The 15524-nt window shown below is 54.9% G+C and carries 16 protein-coding genes; 11 read left to right on the top strand and 5 right to left on the bottom strand.

The features are described 5' to 3' along the window. Nucleotides 1-444 (top strand): EamA family transporter (locus B3Z49_RS09180; RefSeq protein ID WP_296990218.1); only part of this gene is annotated, 444 nt, incomplete at its 5' end. A 12-nt stretch (nucleotides 445-456) separates the two neighbouring features. Here the strand turns inward: B3Z49_RS09180 and B3Z49_RS09175 are convergent. Beyond that, nucleotides 457-1581, bottom strand: coding sequence for an AbrB family transcriptional regulator (locus B3Z49_RS09175; protein WP_296990214.1), 1125 nt, complete (start codon nucleotides 1579-1581; stop codon nucleotides 457-459). A 230-nt stretch (nucleotides 1582-1811) separates the two neighbouring features. On the opposite strand from B3Z49_RS09175, the gene B3Z49_RS09170 reads away from it, so the two are divergent. Then, nucleotides 1812-2444: an alpha/beta family hydrolase gene (locus B3Z49_RS09170; RefSeq protein WP_296990213.1), complete on the top strand. Its 633-nt coding sequence runs from the start codon at nucleotides 1812-1814 to the stop codon at nucleotides 2442-2444. Between the two features lie 67 nt (nucleotides 2445-2511). On the opposite strand, the gene B3Z49_RS09165 is transcribed toward B3Z49_RS09170, so the two are convergent. After that, a complete protein-coding gene (locus tag B3Z49_RS09165; protein ID WP_296990210.1) occupies nucleotides 2512-2949 on the bottom strand; it encodes a VOC family protein in 438 nt (145 codons plus the stop codon). A 123-nt stretch (nucleotides 2950-3072) separates the two neighbouring features. Between B3Z49_RS09165 and B3Z49_RS09160 the strand changes: the two genes are divergently transcribed. The 4 genes from B3Z49_RS09160 (at nucleotide 3073) to B3Z49_RS09145 (ending at nucleotide 6986) form a co-directional block, all read left to right on the top strand. Further along, nucleotides 3073-3777 carry a helix-turn-helix transcriptional regulator gene (locus tag B3Z49_RS09160; protein ID WP_008892071.1) on the top strand — a complete coding sequence of 235 codons (705 nt, stop codon included), beginning with the start codon at nucleotides 3073-3075 and terminating at the stop codon, nucleotides 3775-3777. Beyond that, nucleotides 3761-4117, top strand: a complete 357-nt coding sequence (locus tag B3Z49_RS09155; protein WP_296990207.1) for a TfoX/Sxy family protein — start codon at nucleotides 3761-3763, stop codon at nucleotides 4115-4117. The genes B3Z49_RS09160 and B3Z49_RS09155 overlap by 17 nt, the downstream gene beginning before the upstream one ends. Nucleotides 4118-4257: 140 nt before the next feature. After that, nucleotides 4258-6210 carry a putative bifunctional diguanylate cyclase/phosphodiesterase gene (locus B3Z49_RS09150; protein ID WP_296990206.1) on the top strand — a complete coding sequence of 651 codons (1953 nt, stop codon included), beginning with the start codon at nucleotides 4258-4260 and terminating at the stop codon, nucleotides 6208-6210. Nucleotides 6211-6374: 164 nt separating this feature from the next. Then, nucleotides 6375-6986, top strand: coding sequence for a tetratricopeptide repeat protein (locus B3Z49_RS09145; RefSeq protein WP_296990204.1), 612 nt, complete (start codon nucleotides 6375-6377; stop codon nucleotides 6984-6986). A gap of 12 nt (nucleotides 6987-6998) precedes the next feature. Here B3Z49_RS09145 and B3Z49_RS09140 read toward each other — a convergent pair whose 3' ends face one another. After that, a complete protein-coding gene (locus B3Z49_RS09140; protein ID WP_296990201.1) occupies nucleotides 6999-9056 on the bottom strand; it encodes a SpoIIE family protein phosphatase in 2058 nt (685 codons plus the stop codon). A 3-nt stretch (nucleotides 9057-9059) separates the two neighbouring features. Then, on the bottom strand, nucleotides 9060-9365 hold the full coding sequence (locus tag B3Z49_RS09135) for an STAS domain-containing protein (RefSeq protein ID WP_063090454.1): 306 nt from the start codon (nucleotides 9363-9365) through the stop codon (nucleotides 9060-9062). Nucleotides 9366-9547: 182 nt separating this feature from the next. On the opposite strand from B3Z49_RS09135, the gene B3Z49_RS09130 reads away from it, so the two are divergent. Continuing rightward, the gene (locus tag B3Z49_RS09130) at nucleotides 9548-11158 is read left to right on the top strand and encodes a sigma-54-dependent transcriptional regulator (protein WP_296990195.1); all 1611 of its coding nucleotides are present in this window, start codon (nucleotides 9548-9550) and stop codon (nucleotides 11156-11158) included. 6 nt (nucleotides 11159-11164) lie between these two features. Here B3Z49_RS09130 and cobD read toward each other — a convergent pair whose 3' ends face one another. Beyond that, the gene (gene cobD, locus B3Z49_RS09125) at nucleotides 11165-12265 is read right to left on the bottom strand and encodes a threonine-phosphate decarboxylase CobD (protein WP_296990193.1); all 1101 of its coding nucleotides are present in this window, start codon (nucleotides 12263-12265) and stop codon (nucleotides 11165-11167) included. Nucleotides 12266-12304: 39 nt separating this feature from the next. Between cobD and B3Z49_RS09120 the strand changes: the two genes are divergently transcribed. The 4 genes from B3Z49_RS09120 to B3Z49_RS09105 form a co-directional block, all read left to right on the top strand. After that, nucleotides 12305-13276, top strand: a complete 972-nt coding sequence (locus B3Z49_RS09120) for a phytanoyl-CoA dioxygenase family protein (protein WP_296990191.1) — start codon at nucleotides 12305-12307, stop codon at nucleotides 13274-13276. A gap of 87 nt (nucleotides 13277-13363) precedes the next feature. Beyond that, nucleotides 13364-13705 (top strand): Hpt domain-containing protein, encoded by a 342-nt coding sequence (locus tag B3Z49_RS09115; RefSeq protein WP_296990188.1) that lies wholly within the window; start codon nucleotides 13364-13366, stop codon nucleotides 13703-13705. A gap of 237 nt (nucleotides 13706-13942) precedes the next feature. After that, entirely contained in the window at nucleotides 13943-14143 is a 201-nt protein-coding gene (locus B3Z49_RS09110; protein ID WP_008892081.1) for a hypothetical protein, read from the top strand. A gap of 308 nt (nucleotides 14144-14451) precedes the next feature. Next, nucleotides 14452-15524, top strand: a 1073-nt coding sequence (locus tag B3Z49_RS09105; protein ID WP_296990183.1) for an ABC transporter substrate-binding protein, incomplete at its 3' end; no start/stop codon positions are given.

Below are 15524 nucleotides of genomic sequence, written 5' to 3'. Positions count from 1 at the left end.
AGTGATGACATGCTGATGGGCTATGGGCTTGTATCGGCCGGGGCGTTTATGTGGGCGTGTTATACCCATGCGATGCGTCAAAGCGGCCTGGGCGCGCTTGAAGCCGCATCCTTTGTCGGTTTCTGGTCGTTTGTCGTGATGGCGATTATCGCGCTGTTTACCGGCACCACGATTGGCGATGCCCCGATGGGGGATATCATGATGTTGCTGACAGCGCAGGGTTTGCTGGCCGGGTGTGTTGCCGTGATTACCTATGGCCTAGCCGTGCGCCATATCGGATCGACCGGTGCGTCCGCATTTGGTGCAATGACCCCGGCCCTGACCGCACTTGGCGGTGTGATCCTGTTGGGGGAACCGGGCAACCTGGCACTGGTTCTGGCAGTGGTTCTGGTGATCCTTGGTGTGATGACCGCATCGGGCGTATTTCGCCGCATTCGGGTTTAAACCCGATACATTTTATTGCCCGGCGTTCTGACCTGTTAAATGGGCGGTGCGCCGGGCGACCAGCCTTGCCAGTGGCGGGCCAAAGGCCAGCACCATGAAAAAGCGTGTTGCCTGCAGCACGAGGATGAAGGACAGGTCGACATTCGTGCTGGCCGCGATAATGGCAACAGAATCAAGGCCGCCCGGACTGGTTGCGAGATAGGCCGTCAGTGGATCGACATTCATGAAATACACCAAAAGCCCCGAAATCCCGGCACAGAAGCCGATCAAAACAAAGATCGATAACAGGATTTTGGGAAGTGCGTGTGCTGCGTGGCGCAGGACCGGCGGGGTGAATTTCAAACCGATCACCCAGCCGATCATGGCATAGGTCAGGCCGAGAAACCATTCGGGCAGGACGACATCGAAAAAACCGCTGACATGCAGGATCATGGTGACAACGATCGGCACCAGAAGCGGACCGGATGGCAGACGTACTTTTTGACCGACAAAGCAGCAGGCAACCACCAGACTGAGTGTCAGGGCAAAACCGACCGGGTCAAAAGCCGGGAACCAGTCATGGGGCCCCATGGCAGCCAGCGTTTCCGGATCAACCCAGAAATTGGCGACGCTGGATGCGACACCGACAACGATTACCACGCGCACATATTGCATGAAGGCCACCAGCCTTGCATCCGCGCCAAAGGCGTCTGCCATGATGACCATGGCCGATGCCGCACCGGGCGTTGATCCCCAGATGCCTGCGGTTCCGGGCAGGACCTGTTTGACGCACAGGATCCAGCCCAAGAAGCTGCTGGCAAGCAAAGTGATGCCGGTAACGCCAAGGATCATCGGCCAGTCCGTGGCAAAGGATGTCAGTATTCCGATGGTCATCGACCCACCGATCATCACGCCCAAAACCGATTGTGCGCCAAGATAAAGTTGCTTGGGGGCGGCAATGGTTGCGCCGTTGGTGCCCATCAGAATGCCGATGATCATCGGACCCACCAGAAGTGAGGCCGGGATTTGCCAATGATGGAGCAGAACCGAAAACACGACGGAGGTGGAAATCAGCAATAACCACTGGACCGGTTTCGGCAGACGGCCAAGCCGTTCTTTGGGGGGAGTTATGATCGGAGATGTTGGTTCGGATGACACGATGCGGCCTTTGTCATGGATGGAAGGCATCTGATCGCGGGTGGCGCGATGTGATGGCGTGCTGGCGCCTGTGGGGGGCGTCAAGGTGGGGATTACAATTATAGCCAGCTTGTGCGATGGATGCGAGTATTTGCGTGATCCCGCCGAATGAAGGCCATGTCTGACTTGGAGAATATCGCCATGTTCTGTATGACGTTAAGCAATATACGGCAGTCTGTGGGGAACCTGTTTTGAGCACCGATCCGATCCAGTTTCAGTTTGATGGCGATGAAGATGCTGCCCGAACGATTGTTCTGGCCCATGGGGCAGGGGCAGCCATGGATAGCCCGTTCATGAACGAAATGGCGGGCGAGCTGGCCAAGGCTGGCCTGCGCGTTGCACGCTTTGAGTTCCCCTATATGGCCAAACGCCGGATTGATGGCAAAAAACGTGGGCCGGATCGGGCACCGGTTTTGATCGAGTATTACGGTGAAGTTGTTCGCGCACTTGGCGGGCCAGAGAAGTTGATTATCGGCGGCAAATCCATGGGCGGACGGATCGCCAGCATGGTGGCAGATGATCTTGGTGTGGTCGGTCTTGTCTGCCTTGGCTATCCGTTCCATCCACCGGGCAAGCCTGAAAACCTGCGCACAGAACATATTAAAACCCTGAAAACGCCGAGCCTGATCTGTCATGGCACGCGCGACCCGTTTGGCAGTCCCGATGAGATTGCGGGTTACGGGCTTTCAGATCGTATTGCGCTTTACTGGGTTGAAGACGGCGAACATGACTTCAAGCCACGCAAAAGTTCCGGACGTACCCAAAGCCAGAACATGGCCGATGCCGCGACGGCGATATCCCGGTTTGCAAAGATGCTCGGTTAAAAGAAACGGCCCGCCATATTGGCAGGCCATTGGCAGAAAGTTTGCGGGGCTTGGTGCGCGAGGGAGGTCAGGCAAGTACGCCTTCGCCGGCTTCCTTGAACTGCTGGGCATATTCCGGGGAAAGTTCGGCGGTGGCACTTGCGATGTCGATCCGCACACCATTGGGGTCAAGAAGGGCAAAATGGCGCTGGCCCCATGGTTCATCGCGAAGATCAAGGGCAAATTCAAACCCGGCTTCGCGCAATTCATCTGCCGCATCGCGGGCTTCTTCAACCTCCAGCGTAAGAACCGTTCCTTCGCCAACAGTGGCTGCCTGGAACATGGGCGGCTGGGTTTCGTGTCCCTGTTTCATCAGGCCAAGCTGAACGGATGGTGCGGACGGCCAGACAAGCTGGCAATACCAGTCACCGTCAAAGACCGGTGTGAAGCCAAGCTTTTTGTAAAAGGCGCGGCTTTGGGTGAATTTTTCGGTGATGATGATCTGATAGGCGTTGGTGACTTTCATCGTCATGCTCCTGACGTTGGGGTTAATCCTGTCCCGATTTGTCAATGGTTGCACATCCCTCCTGACAGGAGCCTGTCAGGAGCGGTATGATAATTTTTGGGGCAGGATGACAAAGGAGTGATCATGAGACGGGCTGACCGATTATTTCGCCTTGTTCAAATCTTGCGCCGCCGCAAACTGTGCCGCGCATGTGACCTGGCCGAGGAACTTGAAGTTTCCGAACGGACCATCTACCGCGACATTCGCGACCTTGCCGCATCGGGCGTTCCGGTCGAGGGGGAGGCAGGCGTTGGCTATATCCTGCGCGATGGGTATGACTTGCCGCCGCTTATGTTTGATGCCGACGAGATCGAGGCGCTTGTTGTTGCGGCCCGCATGGTTCAAAGCTGGACTGATCCGCAGATGGCGCGTGCCGCCGGTGATGCCCTGACCAAGATCGAGGCGGTGCTGCCCGAAAAAATCCGTGGTCTGGTTGGTGGTGTCCCGATTGCGATTGCCGAAATCGCGCAGGAACCGATTGCCATTTCGATGCCGGACCTCAGGCGGGCCATCCGCGAACGGTTTCTGATTGATATCGATTACACCGATGCAAAGGGCGACAATACCCGTCGCCGGGTCTGGCCGCTTGGCATGTTGTTTTTTGGCAGTACTTGGCTTCTGGCCAGCTGGTGCGAATTGCGCGAGGCCTTTCGCGTTTTTCGGGCCGACCGGATTGCCCATATGGAGATATCGACATCGCGCTTTCGCCCGGTTCCGGGGCGGTCATTGCGTGATTATCTGATTTCCGAAGGTGTTGAAGGCGAGATCCTTAATGGCATCGGTCGATAGCGAGTTCGTTCTGTTGGTGTCAGAGCTGCTGGCACCTTTGGGGCATATCAGGCCCAGACGGATGTTTGGCGCCGTCGGGCTTTATTGTGACGGCGCCTTCTTTGCGATCATTTCCGAAGATGTCCTGTATCTCAAAGGAGACGCACAGACCAAGGACCGGTTTGATGCGATGGGGATGCAGCCATTTGCCGTACCGTCGGGAAGGCCGGTGACCCTGTCTTATTTCGAAGTGCCCGGTGAATGGCTTGATAACGAAGAACAACTTCTTGAATTTGCCACGTTGGCGCTTGGGGCTGCGCGCCGTTCACAGGCGCAAAAGGGGCGAACTGCCAAGAAGTAACCAAGCCTTGGACAAAGCAAACAGATCCCGGGATATTCGGGGCAGGGGTATTTAGACGCCGCTTGCAATCAGTGATGTTCGGTCGCACTTTTCCTGTATAGTATTTTTTCGGGATAAAGAACGCGTTAGGTCTGGGACAAGTGGCAGCCGGTAGTTTCTGGCAAGGTTTTGCCGACACGTTAAAAATTCGGACAGACAAGCCGGAACTGTTGCGCGCGCAGGTTGGTGCTCTTTCGCGTCAGATACCTGTCCTTTATATGCTGCTGCTGGCCAACGCAGTCGCCCTTGCCTACACCCATTACGGAACAGCACCCGACTGGATGACAGTCCATGCTGTGATTGTTCTGGGTGTCATTTGTATTATTCGTGCGGTTGCCTGGAACCGCGCCCGCGTTGATGTTGATGACGTTGATGTCTGTATCAAGCATCTGAAGCGCATCAGGGTGCTGGCGGTGGTGATATCCGTCCTGTTCACCCTTTGGGCGATCACGATGTTTGATTATGGCGACGCCTATCAGCGCGGCCACGTTGCCTATTTCATATCGATCACGGTTGTTGGCTGTATTTTCTGTCTGGTGAATTTCCCGCCTGCGGCATTGCTGGTTGTTGCGATTGTGCTAGGCACCTCCGTGTTTTTCTTCGGCACCAGCGGCAACGAAGTTTATGTCGCGATCGCGGTCAATATGGCGCTTGTGTCGTTGATGATCATTCAGATCATCCGAAGCTTTTATGCCAATTTTTCTGGCCTGATCCAGACCCAGAACGATCTTGAAGCACAGCACCAGACGATGATCGAACTGTCGCGCCAAAACGAGGCATTGGCGCTGATTGATCCGTTGACCGGTTTATCCAACCGCCGGGCCTTTTTTTCCGTGCTGGAAGATACGGTGAATGCTGCCACCGAAAATGAAACATTCGCGGTGGCGATGATTGATCTGGACGGTTTCAAGCCTGTCAATGACGTGCATGGTCACCCGTCGGGCGATGAGCTGTTGCAGCAGGCGGGCAGGCGGCTTCGCAAAGTGCTTGGTAACGATACGCTTCTGGCGCGTTTGGGCGGGGATGAGTTCGGATTGTTGCTTAAGGGCTATGACGACGCACTCGAACTGATTGCGCTCGGCAAGGAGCTTTGTGACGCGCTCAATCGACCGTTTGTCCTAAATGGTGTGACCGTGCAGGTTTCGGCATCACTGGGGTTTGCGACCTATCCCACAGTAGCGCGCAGCCCGAACGGCCTGTTCGAACGTGCTGACTTTGCGCTTTACCATGCGAAAAAGAATGCACGCGGCGAGGCGGTTTTGTTTGCCGCCCACCACGAAACACTGATCCGCCATGACTCCCAGATTGAACAGGCGCTGCGCAAGGCGGATTTATCGACTGAGCTCAGCCTGCATTACCAACCGGTATTTGATATTCGATCCGGGAAGGTGAGCTCGCTTGAGGCGCTTGCACGTTGGGAAAGTGCCCAGATGGGGGCGGTTTCGCCAGGCACGTTCTTTCCGGTGGCAGAAAAGACCGGCCAGGTCGGCTTTCTGACACGGGTTTTGTTCGAAAAGCTGATGGTCGATATGCAGGACTGGCCGGAAAACCTGCCCGTATCGTTTAACCTTTCGGCGCGCGATATTGTTCTGTCCGACACTGTCGAGTGGCTGATTGACGAGATCAAAAAGCATCGCATCGACCCGGGAAGATTGACCTTTGAAGTCACTGAAACGGCGTTCTTGCGTGATTTTGAGGCCGCCCGGACCAGCATCCGGTATTTGCGCGATCATGGCGCACGCATTGCCCTTGATGATTTTGGCATCGGTTATTCCAGCCTGCGCTATGTCCACGAACTTGAATTTGATGTGCTCAAGGTTGATCGCAGCTTTGTCGCCCCGCTGTCGCATAACGAACGCAGCCGCCGTATCGTCAAAACGGTGATTGATATGTGCCAGAATCTTGGCATTGATTGCGTGCTGGAAGGGATCGAAAACGACAGCCAGCGCGATGTGATCATCACGTTGGGTGGCCGCCTGATGCAGGGGTATTTCTTTGCCCGCCCGGTTCGCGAAGTCAAACTTGATGCGTTGGCCGAAGGTGTTGGCAAGTGACGTGGGGCCAAGTGCCGTAAACCTCGGCCCTTGGATGCGATAAGCTGCGACTCGGTTAATCTTCCCGCAACCAGATGGCGCTACTCTGTCAAAAGCGGGAACGGTATTTTGTGAAATGGCACAACCACCGGTCCCGATTTTTGGCGGGAACGAGGCCGTTGACCATGTCGTCACAGACAGAGATTTTGCAAACATCCGCAATGGCGATTACAGGCGATATCGAGCTTGCCCCGGAAATCCGTACCCGTCTGCGCGGTCTGATCGACAGCCTGCCAGATCAGCCCGCCCGCCTTCGTGTACTGGGCCACGTTTTGCTTGATCTTGGTCTTTGCGATCTTGCACTGAATGCGTTTGGCCGGGCGTTGCTGATTGATGATCTTGATGGGGCGACCCATCTGGGCCTGACAAGGGTCTATATCCAGACCGGCCGCCGTGACCTTGGGCTTGAACATCTTGAAATTGCCATCAGCCTGCGCCCTGATGCGCGGGAGTTGCGCGTGCTTGCGGCTGATTTGCTGGGATGCCGGGACAAGATGCGCGCACTTGATCAACTCGGTGCTGTTCTTGCCGCTGAAACCGATCATGCCGGCGCGCGCAAGGGGCTTGCCAACCTGATACGCACCGTGGTCGCAAGCCGTATGCATACCGTTTCGCATGATGACCGCGAGACCCGACCGCAACCGACATTCGACCACACACAAGTCATTTGGGGTGATGTCGAGCCGTTTGGCGACCTCATCCAGTCCACCATCGGTCGTGGGTGCCGCGTTTCCTGATCCGGCAGGTGCCTAGCCAGCAGACGGGATATTGGCTGCTTGCAGGGAAACGATCGTGAAATCATCATCAAGCTTTGCCGGTGCACGGTCCATGAACTGATCGGCAATCTGTGCGGCAAGGTCAATGTCACGACCGCCTTCCAGAACGGTGTCTTGCAACATCTTGAGCAAGCCTGCCTCACAGAGAAACTGACCATTGTCCAAGGTTGTTTCGATCAGTGCGTCGCTGTAAAGCAGCAGGAAACTGTCCCTGTCGAACGGGACTTCGCGGGTTTCATAGCGGGCGTCCCTGATAACACCAAGTGGCACCCCGGAACCATCAAGATAGCGTGCCTCGCCGGTCGCAGTGTTGCCCAGAACAGGTGACGTGCAGGCGGCACTGGCATAGGCGAACGTGTTGTTCTGTCGGTCGACGATGCCATACAGCATTGTCGCATATTGCCCGACAGGCAAAAGCCCCTTGAGATGACGATTAAGCCGCTGCAAATACACATCCGGCGTCTGATCGTCGACTTGTTCGGACCATATCAGGGAATGCAGGCGGAAGGTGTTGAGTGCGGCCCCAAGCCCGTGGCCTGCGAAATCAACGATGTAAACGCCAAGCCGGTGGGCATCAATCGGTACCAGCCCCCACATATCGCCACCAAGTTCCGAGGACATCTGGAATGTCGCACTGATCCGCATGCCGTAATCCATGCCGACCCCACGATAGTGTTCCGGTGTCGGGTTCAGGTTTTCCTGCATGTTGCGCGCAAGTTCCAGTTCTGACTGGGTGCGTGCCTGATAGGCCTGAAGTTGCTGCACCAGCAGCCGGTTTTCGAGGTGGATCTTGGTGCGTGCGATCAGTTCTGCCTTGTTGAGCGGTTTGAGGATAAGGTCGGTTGCCCCGTCATCGAAAATGCGCGTGCGTCCTTCGTTCTCCTCAAGGGCGGTTTGGGCGATGATCGGAGTTTTTGCATAGGCAGGATCAGCACGGACGGCCTTGCACACTGCATAACCATCCAGTTTCGGCATGATGATATCAAGAATGATCAGATCGGGATTATGCGTCTTGATCTGGGCAATCGCATCTTCGCCATCCTTGGCAAAAACCAGATTGGTAAACCCGTCAGCCCGAAGATAGGACGCAATGATTTCACGCGACAAAAGGGTGTCGTCCGCAATCAGGATGGTTGCGTTCTGCGCAATGCGCAGTGCATCGGGCGACGTCGTCAGGCGTGTTTCAAGATCATTGAGGAATGCCGTGTCGCCTAACGCCGTCGTGCTTTGACTGTCATCAAAAGTCAGTTCGATCGTGCGGCCATCCCGCAGAAAATTCACAGAGTGACACAGGCTTCTGATCAGGGGGAGGCCGCGGCCAAAGGTCGTGTCCTTACGCGAAATCGGGGCGGTTGCGTTTGCATCAGGCGGTGAAAATCCGTTGCCCTGATCATTGATGGTGATGACGACTTGGCCATTTTTGCGCCGACGCGCTGTCAGGATAATTGCACGGGCGCCATGGTGGCGGGATGCAAGGCGGCGTTCGGTTTCTTCGCCGAGCTCCTTGAAGCGATCCATCGACAGATGGCCGCCGGTTGCAAGTTCCAGATTGCCATGTATGAGCGAGTTGGCGAATGCTTCCTGAACGGCCATTTCAACAGAGGACGCGACGCCATCGCCAATCAGGCCGCGATGCCGAAGGCTGGTCACAAATTTGCGTGCCACCGGCAAATGATAGGCGCTGCGTGTTGAAAGACAGACCAGCAGGTCATGTTTTGGCAGTGATTTCTTACCGACCAGCGGTGCCAAGTCTTCAAGGTCGAGTTCGGGGAAACATTCAACAAAAGTGTCGCAATTCAGGCGGATCAGGCTGCCAAGCCAGTCGCGGCCGACCTGTGAAGGCAAAATACAAAATGAAAAACGCCGTTGGCTGGAAAAATCCTCGGGCGATTGCCCTGATATGTATTTGGCTGCAGCTTCGGTCGCGTCCCACAGGTTTATCCCCGCGACAAGCTTTGAAAGGTCCTGTTGCGCGACGGTTTGCGGCACGGCAACCAAGTACTTTGCACGTGAATCTCGGCCAACAGGCATTGATTAGTTTTCCAGCTGGAACAAGGTATCAAAGCGGGCAACCTCAAGCATGCGCTTGACCTGTCCCTGTGCGCCGCGCAGGATGACATTTGTGTTGGATTTTTCGCCCTCGTCGCGGGCAAGCAGCAACATGCCAAGACCGGCAGAGTCAATGAAATCGACACCGGAAATGTCCAGAACAAGCGTGGACGAGCCGTGTCCGCGAACTTCTTCGATCAGTTTGCGGAAGCTCGAATGATCGCCGAATGTGAAGCGACCGGTCACTTCGACTGTGGTTGTTCCATTGGCGAAATCTGTCTTGTAATTCAAGTCTGGACTCTCCTTGAAGCGTTTGGCCAGTGGCGGAAACCCGGCCAAGACTATGCTTTTCTTAACGTTAATCTGATTGTGTATGGTTTGGGTAGTGACTGCAATACATGTTAGTAGTTGTGAGATGAGCAACACTATCGGTATGCTGACCTACATTGGTATATCGGGATACGAACAAGAAAATGCCAGAGCAGGCACGCATTGTAATTGTGGAAGATACGCTGTCGCTGGCGCGCGTGTATCAGGATTACTTGCGTGCCGACGGTCACGTTGTTGATCACGTCGTCAGCGGCACAAACGCCATAGAACGTTTGCGCCATGATCCGCCGGATGTCCTTGTTCTTGACCTTATTTTACCCGATATGGACGGGCGCGAGGTTCTTCGCGCTGCCGCGCAAATCGCACCGGATTGCAAAATTGTTGTTATCACGGCCCACGGGTCAATCAATGTCGCGGTCGAGGCGATGCGCGAAGGGGCATGGGATTTTCTGTTAAAACCCTTCACCGCTGACAAGTTACGCGACACGGTGACAAAGGCGATCAAAGGTGCGCCCGCCCTTCAGACTGCACCGGATATTGATCTGGAAAGTCCCGATGCCGACGAGATGTATTTCGACATCATCGGCGGGTCGGAAAACATGCGTGATATCTATCGCATTATCGAAAATGCTGCCCCCAGCCGTGCGACTGTCTTTATCACCGGTGAATCCGGTACCGGTAAGGAACTCGCCGCCGAGGCAATCCATCGTCGTTCGGAACGGGCAAAGGATCCGTTCATTCCGCTGAACTGCGGTGCTATTCCCAAAGACCTTATGGAAAGCGAGATTTTCGGTCACGTCAAAGGTGCGTTTACCGGTGCTGTTTCCGACCGCGAAGGGGCGGCACATCGTGCGGATGGGGGCACGCTGTTTCTGGATGAAATTTGCGAAATGGATTTGGACCTGCAGACCAAGCTTCTGCGGTTTATCCAGACCGGGTCATTCCAGAAAGTCGGCGGCAGTTCGATAGAAAAGGTTGATGTGCGCTTTGTCTGTGCGACCAACCGCGATCCACTTGAAGAAGTGCGTTCCGGTCGGTTCCGCGAAGACCTTTATTACCGTTTGCACGTTATTCCGCTGCACATGCCGCCCCTGCGCGATCGCGATAACGATATCCTGCAAATTGCCAATTTCTACCTGCAACGCTTCACGCGCGAGGAAGGCCGCGATTTCGAACGGTTCAGTCCCGAAGTCTCCGCCCTGTTCGCACGGTATTCCTGGCCGGGCAATATTCGCCAGTTGCAAAATATCATCCGTAACATTGTTGTGCTCAATAACGGGACCGAGGTGGCGCTTTCAATGGTGCCAAGGCCGGTCAATAGCGGCACTGACGGTGACCAGTTCGGATCGGGGACGATTGAAGCCCCGCCACCCCATCCGGTCGTCTCAAACGAGCCGGGCGGTCCCGGACGTCATTGGGCCGGTGATCCGGAGGCGCTGGCCTTTCTTGCCGGTGCCCGGCAAATGCGCAAGGTCGTCGAAAACCATAATTCCGGACGTAGCAACCAACTGCTTGGTGCTGGTGCGGGGGGCAACTTTGGGGGCGACGATCAAACTGCATTGTCGCCATCCGCATCCGGTTCGGGAAGGTTGGGGTTTGGCGAGATCAAGCCGCTTTGGCAGGTTGAAAAGCAGGCAATCGAAGAGGCGATCGAGCGTTGTGGCGGATCCATCCCGCGTGCAGCCGATGCCCTGGGTGTCAGCCCGTCGACAATCTATCGTAAAAAGCAATCTTGGGAAGAAAGCGGCCTTTAGGTCATTTTAGCGGTTTGGGCTGTGCCAAGCTGCCATCGCGTCTTCAAGGCGTTTCCAGTCTGCATCGGTTCCGGGCAGGCCAAACCGAACCTTGTTTGCATTATGATCAAATAGCCGGACCAGAATGCCCCGGTGCCCAAGGTGATCTGCCAAGTCAACGCAATCCGCGCCGTCGTAGTAGCGGAAAAGATCGGTGCCGCCAGATAGAGCCAGACTGCTGTTCTTGATGACGAGATCATCAAGCCGCGCTGCGTCTGCCATCAGACGTGTTCGGCTTTGCTGCTGCCATTGCGTATCGGAAAAAGCCTGCGTGCCCACGACCATGGTCGGGCAGGGAATGGCCCATGGGCCAATGCGGCTTTCAAGATCATTTGCAAGGTTGCAATCCATGACGGCACAGCCAAGCCGCGCCCCGGCAAGGCCAAAAAACTTGCCAAATGAACGCAACACAATGGTGTTTTGCAACTGATCAATGCGCGAACAAACCGATTGGTCCGGTTGGCCATCCATAAAGGCCTCATCGACCACAAGCCAGCAACTGCGCGCATCGGCAAGTTTGCCCAGCTTTAAGATATCGTCAGGGGCAAACATGGCCCCGTCCGGGTTGTTGGGATTGACCAGGATAACGACGGTTCCCGTTTCGGCAGTGCTCAGAATATCCGTGGCCTTGGCAATCCTGTCAGCCGGATCGGTTTGGTGGGGTTGGCAGTGGTACCCGGCACGTCGCCAGCACCGTTCATGTTCACCGTATGTCGGGCCCATGACATGGACGTTTCTAGTCGTCTGATCTGCCATGCGGTCTTTCAGCCAGAACGGGATCAACTGGATCAGGGCCTGTGTGCCCGGGGCGCAAACAAGATGATCCGTCTTCGGCAGTTGGTAATACTGCTTGGCCGCCGCTTTCAGACCATCAAGCTCCGCGGTGAGTGGCAGGCGTTGCCAGTGCGCATTTTCAATATCGGGAACCGGGTAGGCTATTGGATTGATACCGGTCGATAAATCCAACCAGTCGCTTGTTGGAATGCCATATCGGTTTGCCGCACGATCAACTGCGCCACCGTGATTGATCGGCGGTTGTTGTTTGGGCGTGATATGGCTGTTTGTCATGATGGGGCCAGGCCTGATCGAAAGTGAACTGTCTGCGGTTTGGATCAAGTTTCCGCGCTTGCCATTGCGGAAAGTGCTGCGTATCGTCCGGCCATCCTCAATACCGGACATTTTCCCATGATCACAGCCCAAAATGCCACCAACATTCAGGTATGGCAGAAGCTTAACCCGCAACTGTCGATTTCCAACGGTGTAAGTCCGGGCACCGATGTCGCGGAAATTGGAGCCGATAAAGGTGGTTTTGATGGGGGCGCGCTTTCTGAACGGTTTTGGGATGAGGGATATTTCCTGATCCACGATGTTTTGCCGGCGGGCGAGCTTGAAAAACTTCGTAAAGGGATTGAAGTGCTTGTTGCCAGTGGCCTGTCACCCGCGCTGATATATCTTTACGATGAAGCGTGGGATGTGTTTCGTCGGTTACGCCCGCTTCTGACCCATTTTCTGGGCGATCGGATTGCGCTTTTGCCGCACTTCTGGGCGTGGCATGTCGATCCCGATGCTGATGGAAGCGGCTGGCCACCGCATCGCGATTATCAGGGTGAAAGTACGATTGGCGATGAGATGCTGATCAGTCTTTCTCTTTGGGTGCCGCTGAGCAATGCCACGCCTGAAAATGGCTGTATGCATGTCTTGCCCCGCAATTTCGAGAAAGGTTACCCGGCACCGGTTTCAGAACCGGGGGAGGTCCGCCTTCAAGACATTCGCGCCCTTCCGGCCAAGCCTGGTGCGGTGATGGGCTGGCGACAGGATATTTATCATTGGGGTGGACGGGCAAGCCCGTACGCCAGCGAAGCCAGGATCAGCCTGTCACTTGAATTTCAGAATGCCGCCTTTGATCCGCTTGCCGATCAATTGTTGGGACTTGATCATCCTCCGGTGTTTTTGGATCGTCTGGCGTTGATTGCCAAGCAGTTTGAAAAATACCGTCATATGCAATCAATGGATGCCGAAACCCTTAAATGGGCAAATGACGTTGTGGACGCCTGTGCTACGATTAACCATATGCAGTAAAAGCCGGAATGCCTCCGACTTGGCATTGGTTGAGTGGTGTTGTGCCAGACGTGATACTGCCATGGGCTGCACAGAAAAGGTTGGTTGATGGAATTGATTGATAACGCCCGTTTTGAAGAGTTGTGCCAGGTCCTTGGCAAGGATCAGGTATTGCTGCTGGTGAATTTGCTCCCGGCGTCCTACGACGAAGAGCGCGCCCGACTGATTGAAGCCGCAACTACCAAGGACTCTGATGGTATTAAACGGTCTGGACACGCCATCAAGGGGATGGCCAGAAACATGGCGGCGTCCGAACTTGCAGAAGCTGCATTGGCGTTTGAACGTTTCGAGGGTGATTTCGATCCAGCACTTGATGACAAGATCAAGGAACTCGACGAGATAACACAGCAGACGGTTGGCGCCATGCGCGCGCTCCTTGCCACGCCGTAGCTGTTATCTGTTGCTTCAGTGGTGTGAGTGACCCCAAAGGCAGATCAATTGGATCTGCCTTTTTCATTATTTTTGCAAGATTACTCAGTTTGTTACGCCGTTTGGCGATGAAAAATGCGTTCAGGGGAATAGAAAATCAGTCAATTCCCCCTACATGAAATCTAGAACGGATTTTCATCCACCAGCACTGTACACAGTGCCAAGACTGCTTGTGACCGTCCCAACATGGAGGCAACAGTGGCGAGCTTTAATAAAATTTCTGGGCAAACAGATCAGGAAACTTCTGCACAGCGACTTCACGGCGCGCCAAGTTACGACAAGTGGCGTCGAGATGATCTGTATCATTTGGCCGCGCAGAAAGGCATACAGAACCGGGCAAACATGTCGAACAAGGAATTGGTCGAAGCGTTGAAGCGTACGCAATCAACCGGCGGCTGATATCGCGTTTATTTTACCTCGATTTTGCAAAGAACCGGTTCCCATCCTGACATCAAGTATGTATACCATCGTATATTATAACTAACCGGTCGGGGTGGAGGTCGCCTGTTGCTTCCGCCACCGTTTGCAGCTGTGGCATGGCGCGAGCACGCACGCGTTGCCGGTTTGAAGCGATGTATTATAAATCGAGGTATGCCTAAGTGGGTTGTTTAGTCCGACGCTGTAGCCCGCAGCAAAAAGAGCAAGAACACAAAACTGGTTTGAAGTCGTGCGCGGTGGTTGTGCTTTCCGTGCTTATGCTTTGGTGCATGCCATTGGCAACCCCACAAGCGACGGAGCATGGCGCCCCTGACGTTCCAACGCGCGTCGCCTTTATAAATCCGGGTTATGGTGATCGCGGTTTCTGGAAAGATGTGCGCGACACCATGCAGGCGGCTTCAGATCAGTTTGGCTATGAACTGATCGTTTTTGATAGCAACCGCGACAGCAAGATGATGATCGAAAGTGCGCAGAAGGTTTTTGCCCTTGAACCCGCGCCTGATTACATCATTGCCGTCAACGAACATCAGCAGGGAACGCGCATCGTTCTGGAAGCAGAAGAGCGGGGCATCCCGGTCATCATGTTGCTCAATGACCTGACAAAAGAGCAAAAGAACGCATATGGCTATCCGGGCAGGGATTTTGATCACTGGATATTCTCCCTGACGCCGGACAACGAGCGTGCCGGTTATGACATCGCCAAGTCCCTGATCGATAGTGCACGTCTTCAAGCCGAAAATCGGCAACCAGCGCCGCTATGCCTGTTATCCATCGCCGGGGACAGCAAGACACCAGCCTCGCTTCAGCGACTGCAGGGACTTGATCACGCGCTTAGTCGTTTTCCGCTTCTTAGCGAACAGCGCCGTCTGGTCGCAAACTGGTCTTACGATGAGGCATATCGTCAGACAGAAAACTGGCTTAGACGGGGCGGGTGTGTGGATGCGGTCTGGGCTGCCAATGATGACATTGCGCTCGGTGCAATTGCGGCTCTGGAGAAGGCGGGCCGTAAACCGGGTAAGGACGTCTTTGTCGGCGGGTTGAACTGGTCACCTGCGGGGTTGCGCAACGTTGCAGACGGCAAGATGACCATGACCCATGGGGGGCACTTCTTTGCTGGCGCATGGGTCATGGTATTGCTTCATGATTACATCCATGGCGTTGAATTTCTTTCCCATCATCCCGAAATCTCTTTCAGGATGGAGGCGATCACACGCGAAAACATATCTCACTTTGTCGATGTCCTGGGCAGCAGGGATTGGAACAGCTTGGATTTTAAGGATTTTAGTATTGCCAATTCCCCATTCGGCACAGAGTATAACTTTGTGTTACATCCCGGCGATGG

The sequence above is a fragment of the Thalassospira sp. UBA1131 genome (assembly GCF_002311515.1).
In the GTDB taxonomy this organism is placed as follows: Bacteria; Pseudomonadota; Alphaproteobacteria; order Rhodospirillales; family Thalassospiraceae; genus Thalassospira.
Note: the sequence above shows the minus strand (reverse complement) of the source record. Positions and strands in the feature narration are given on the sequence as shown.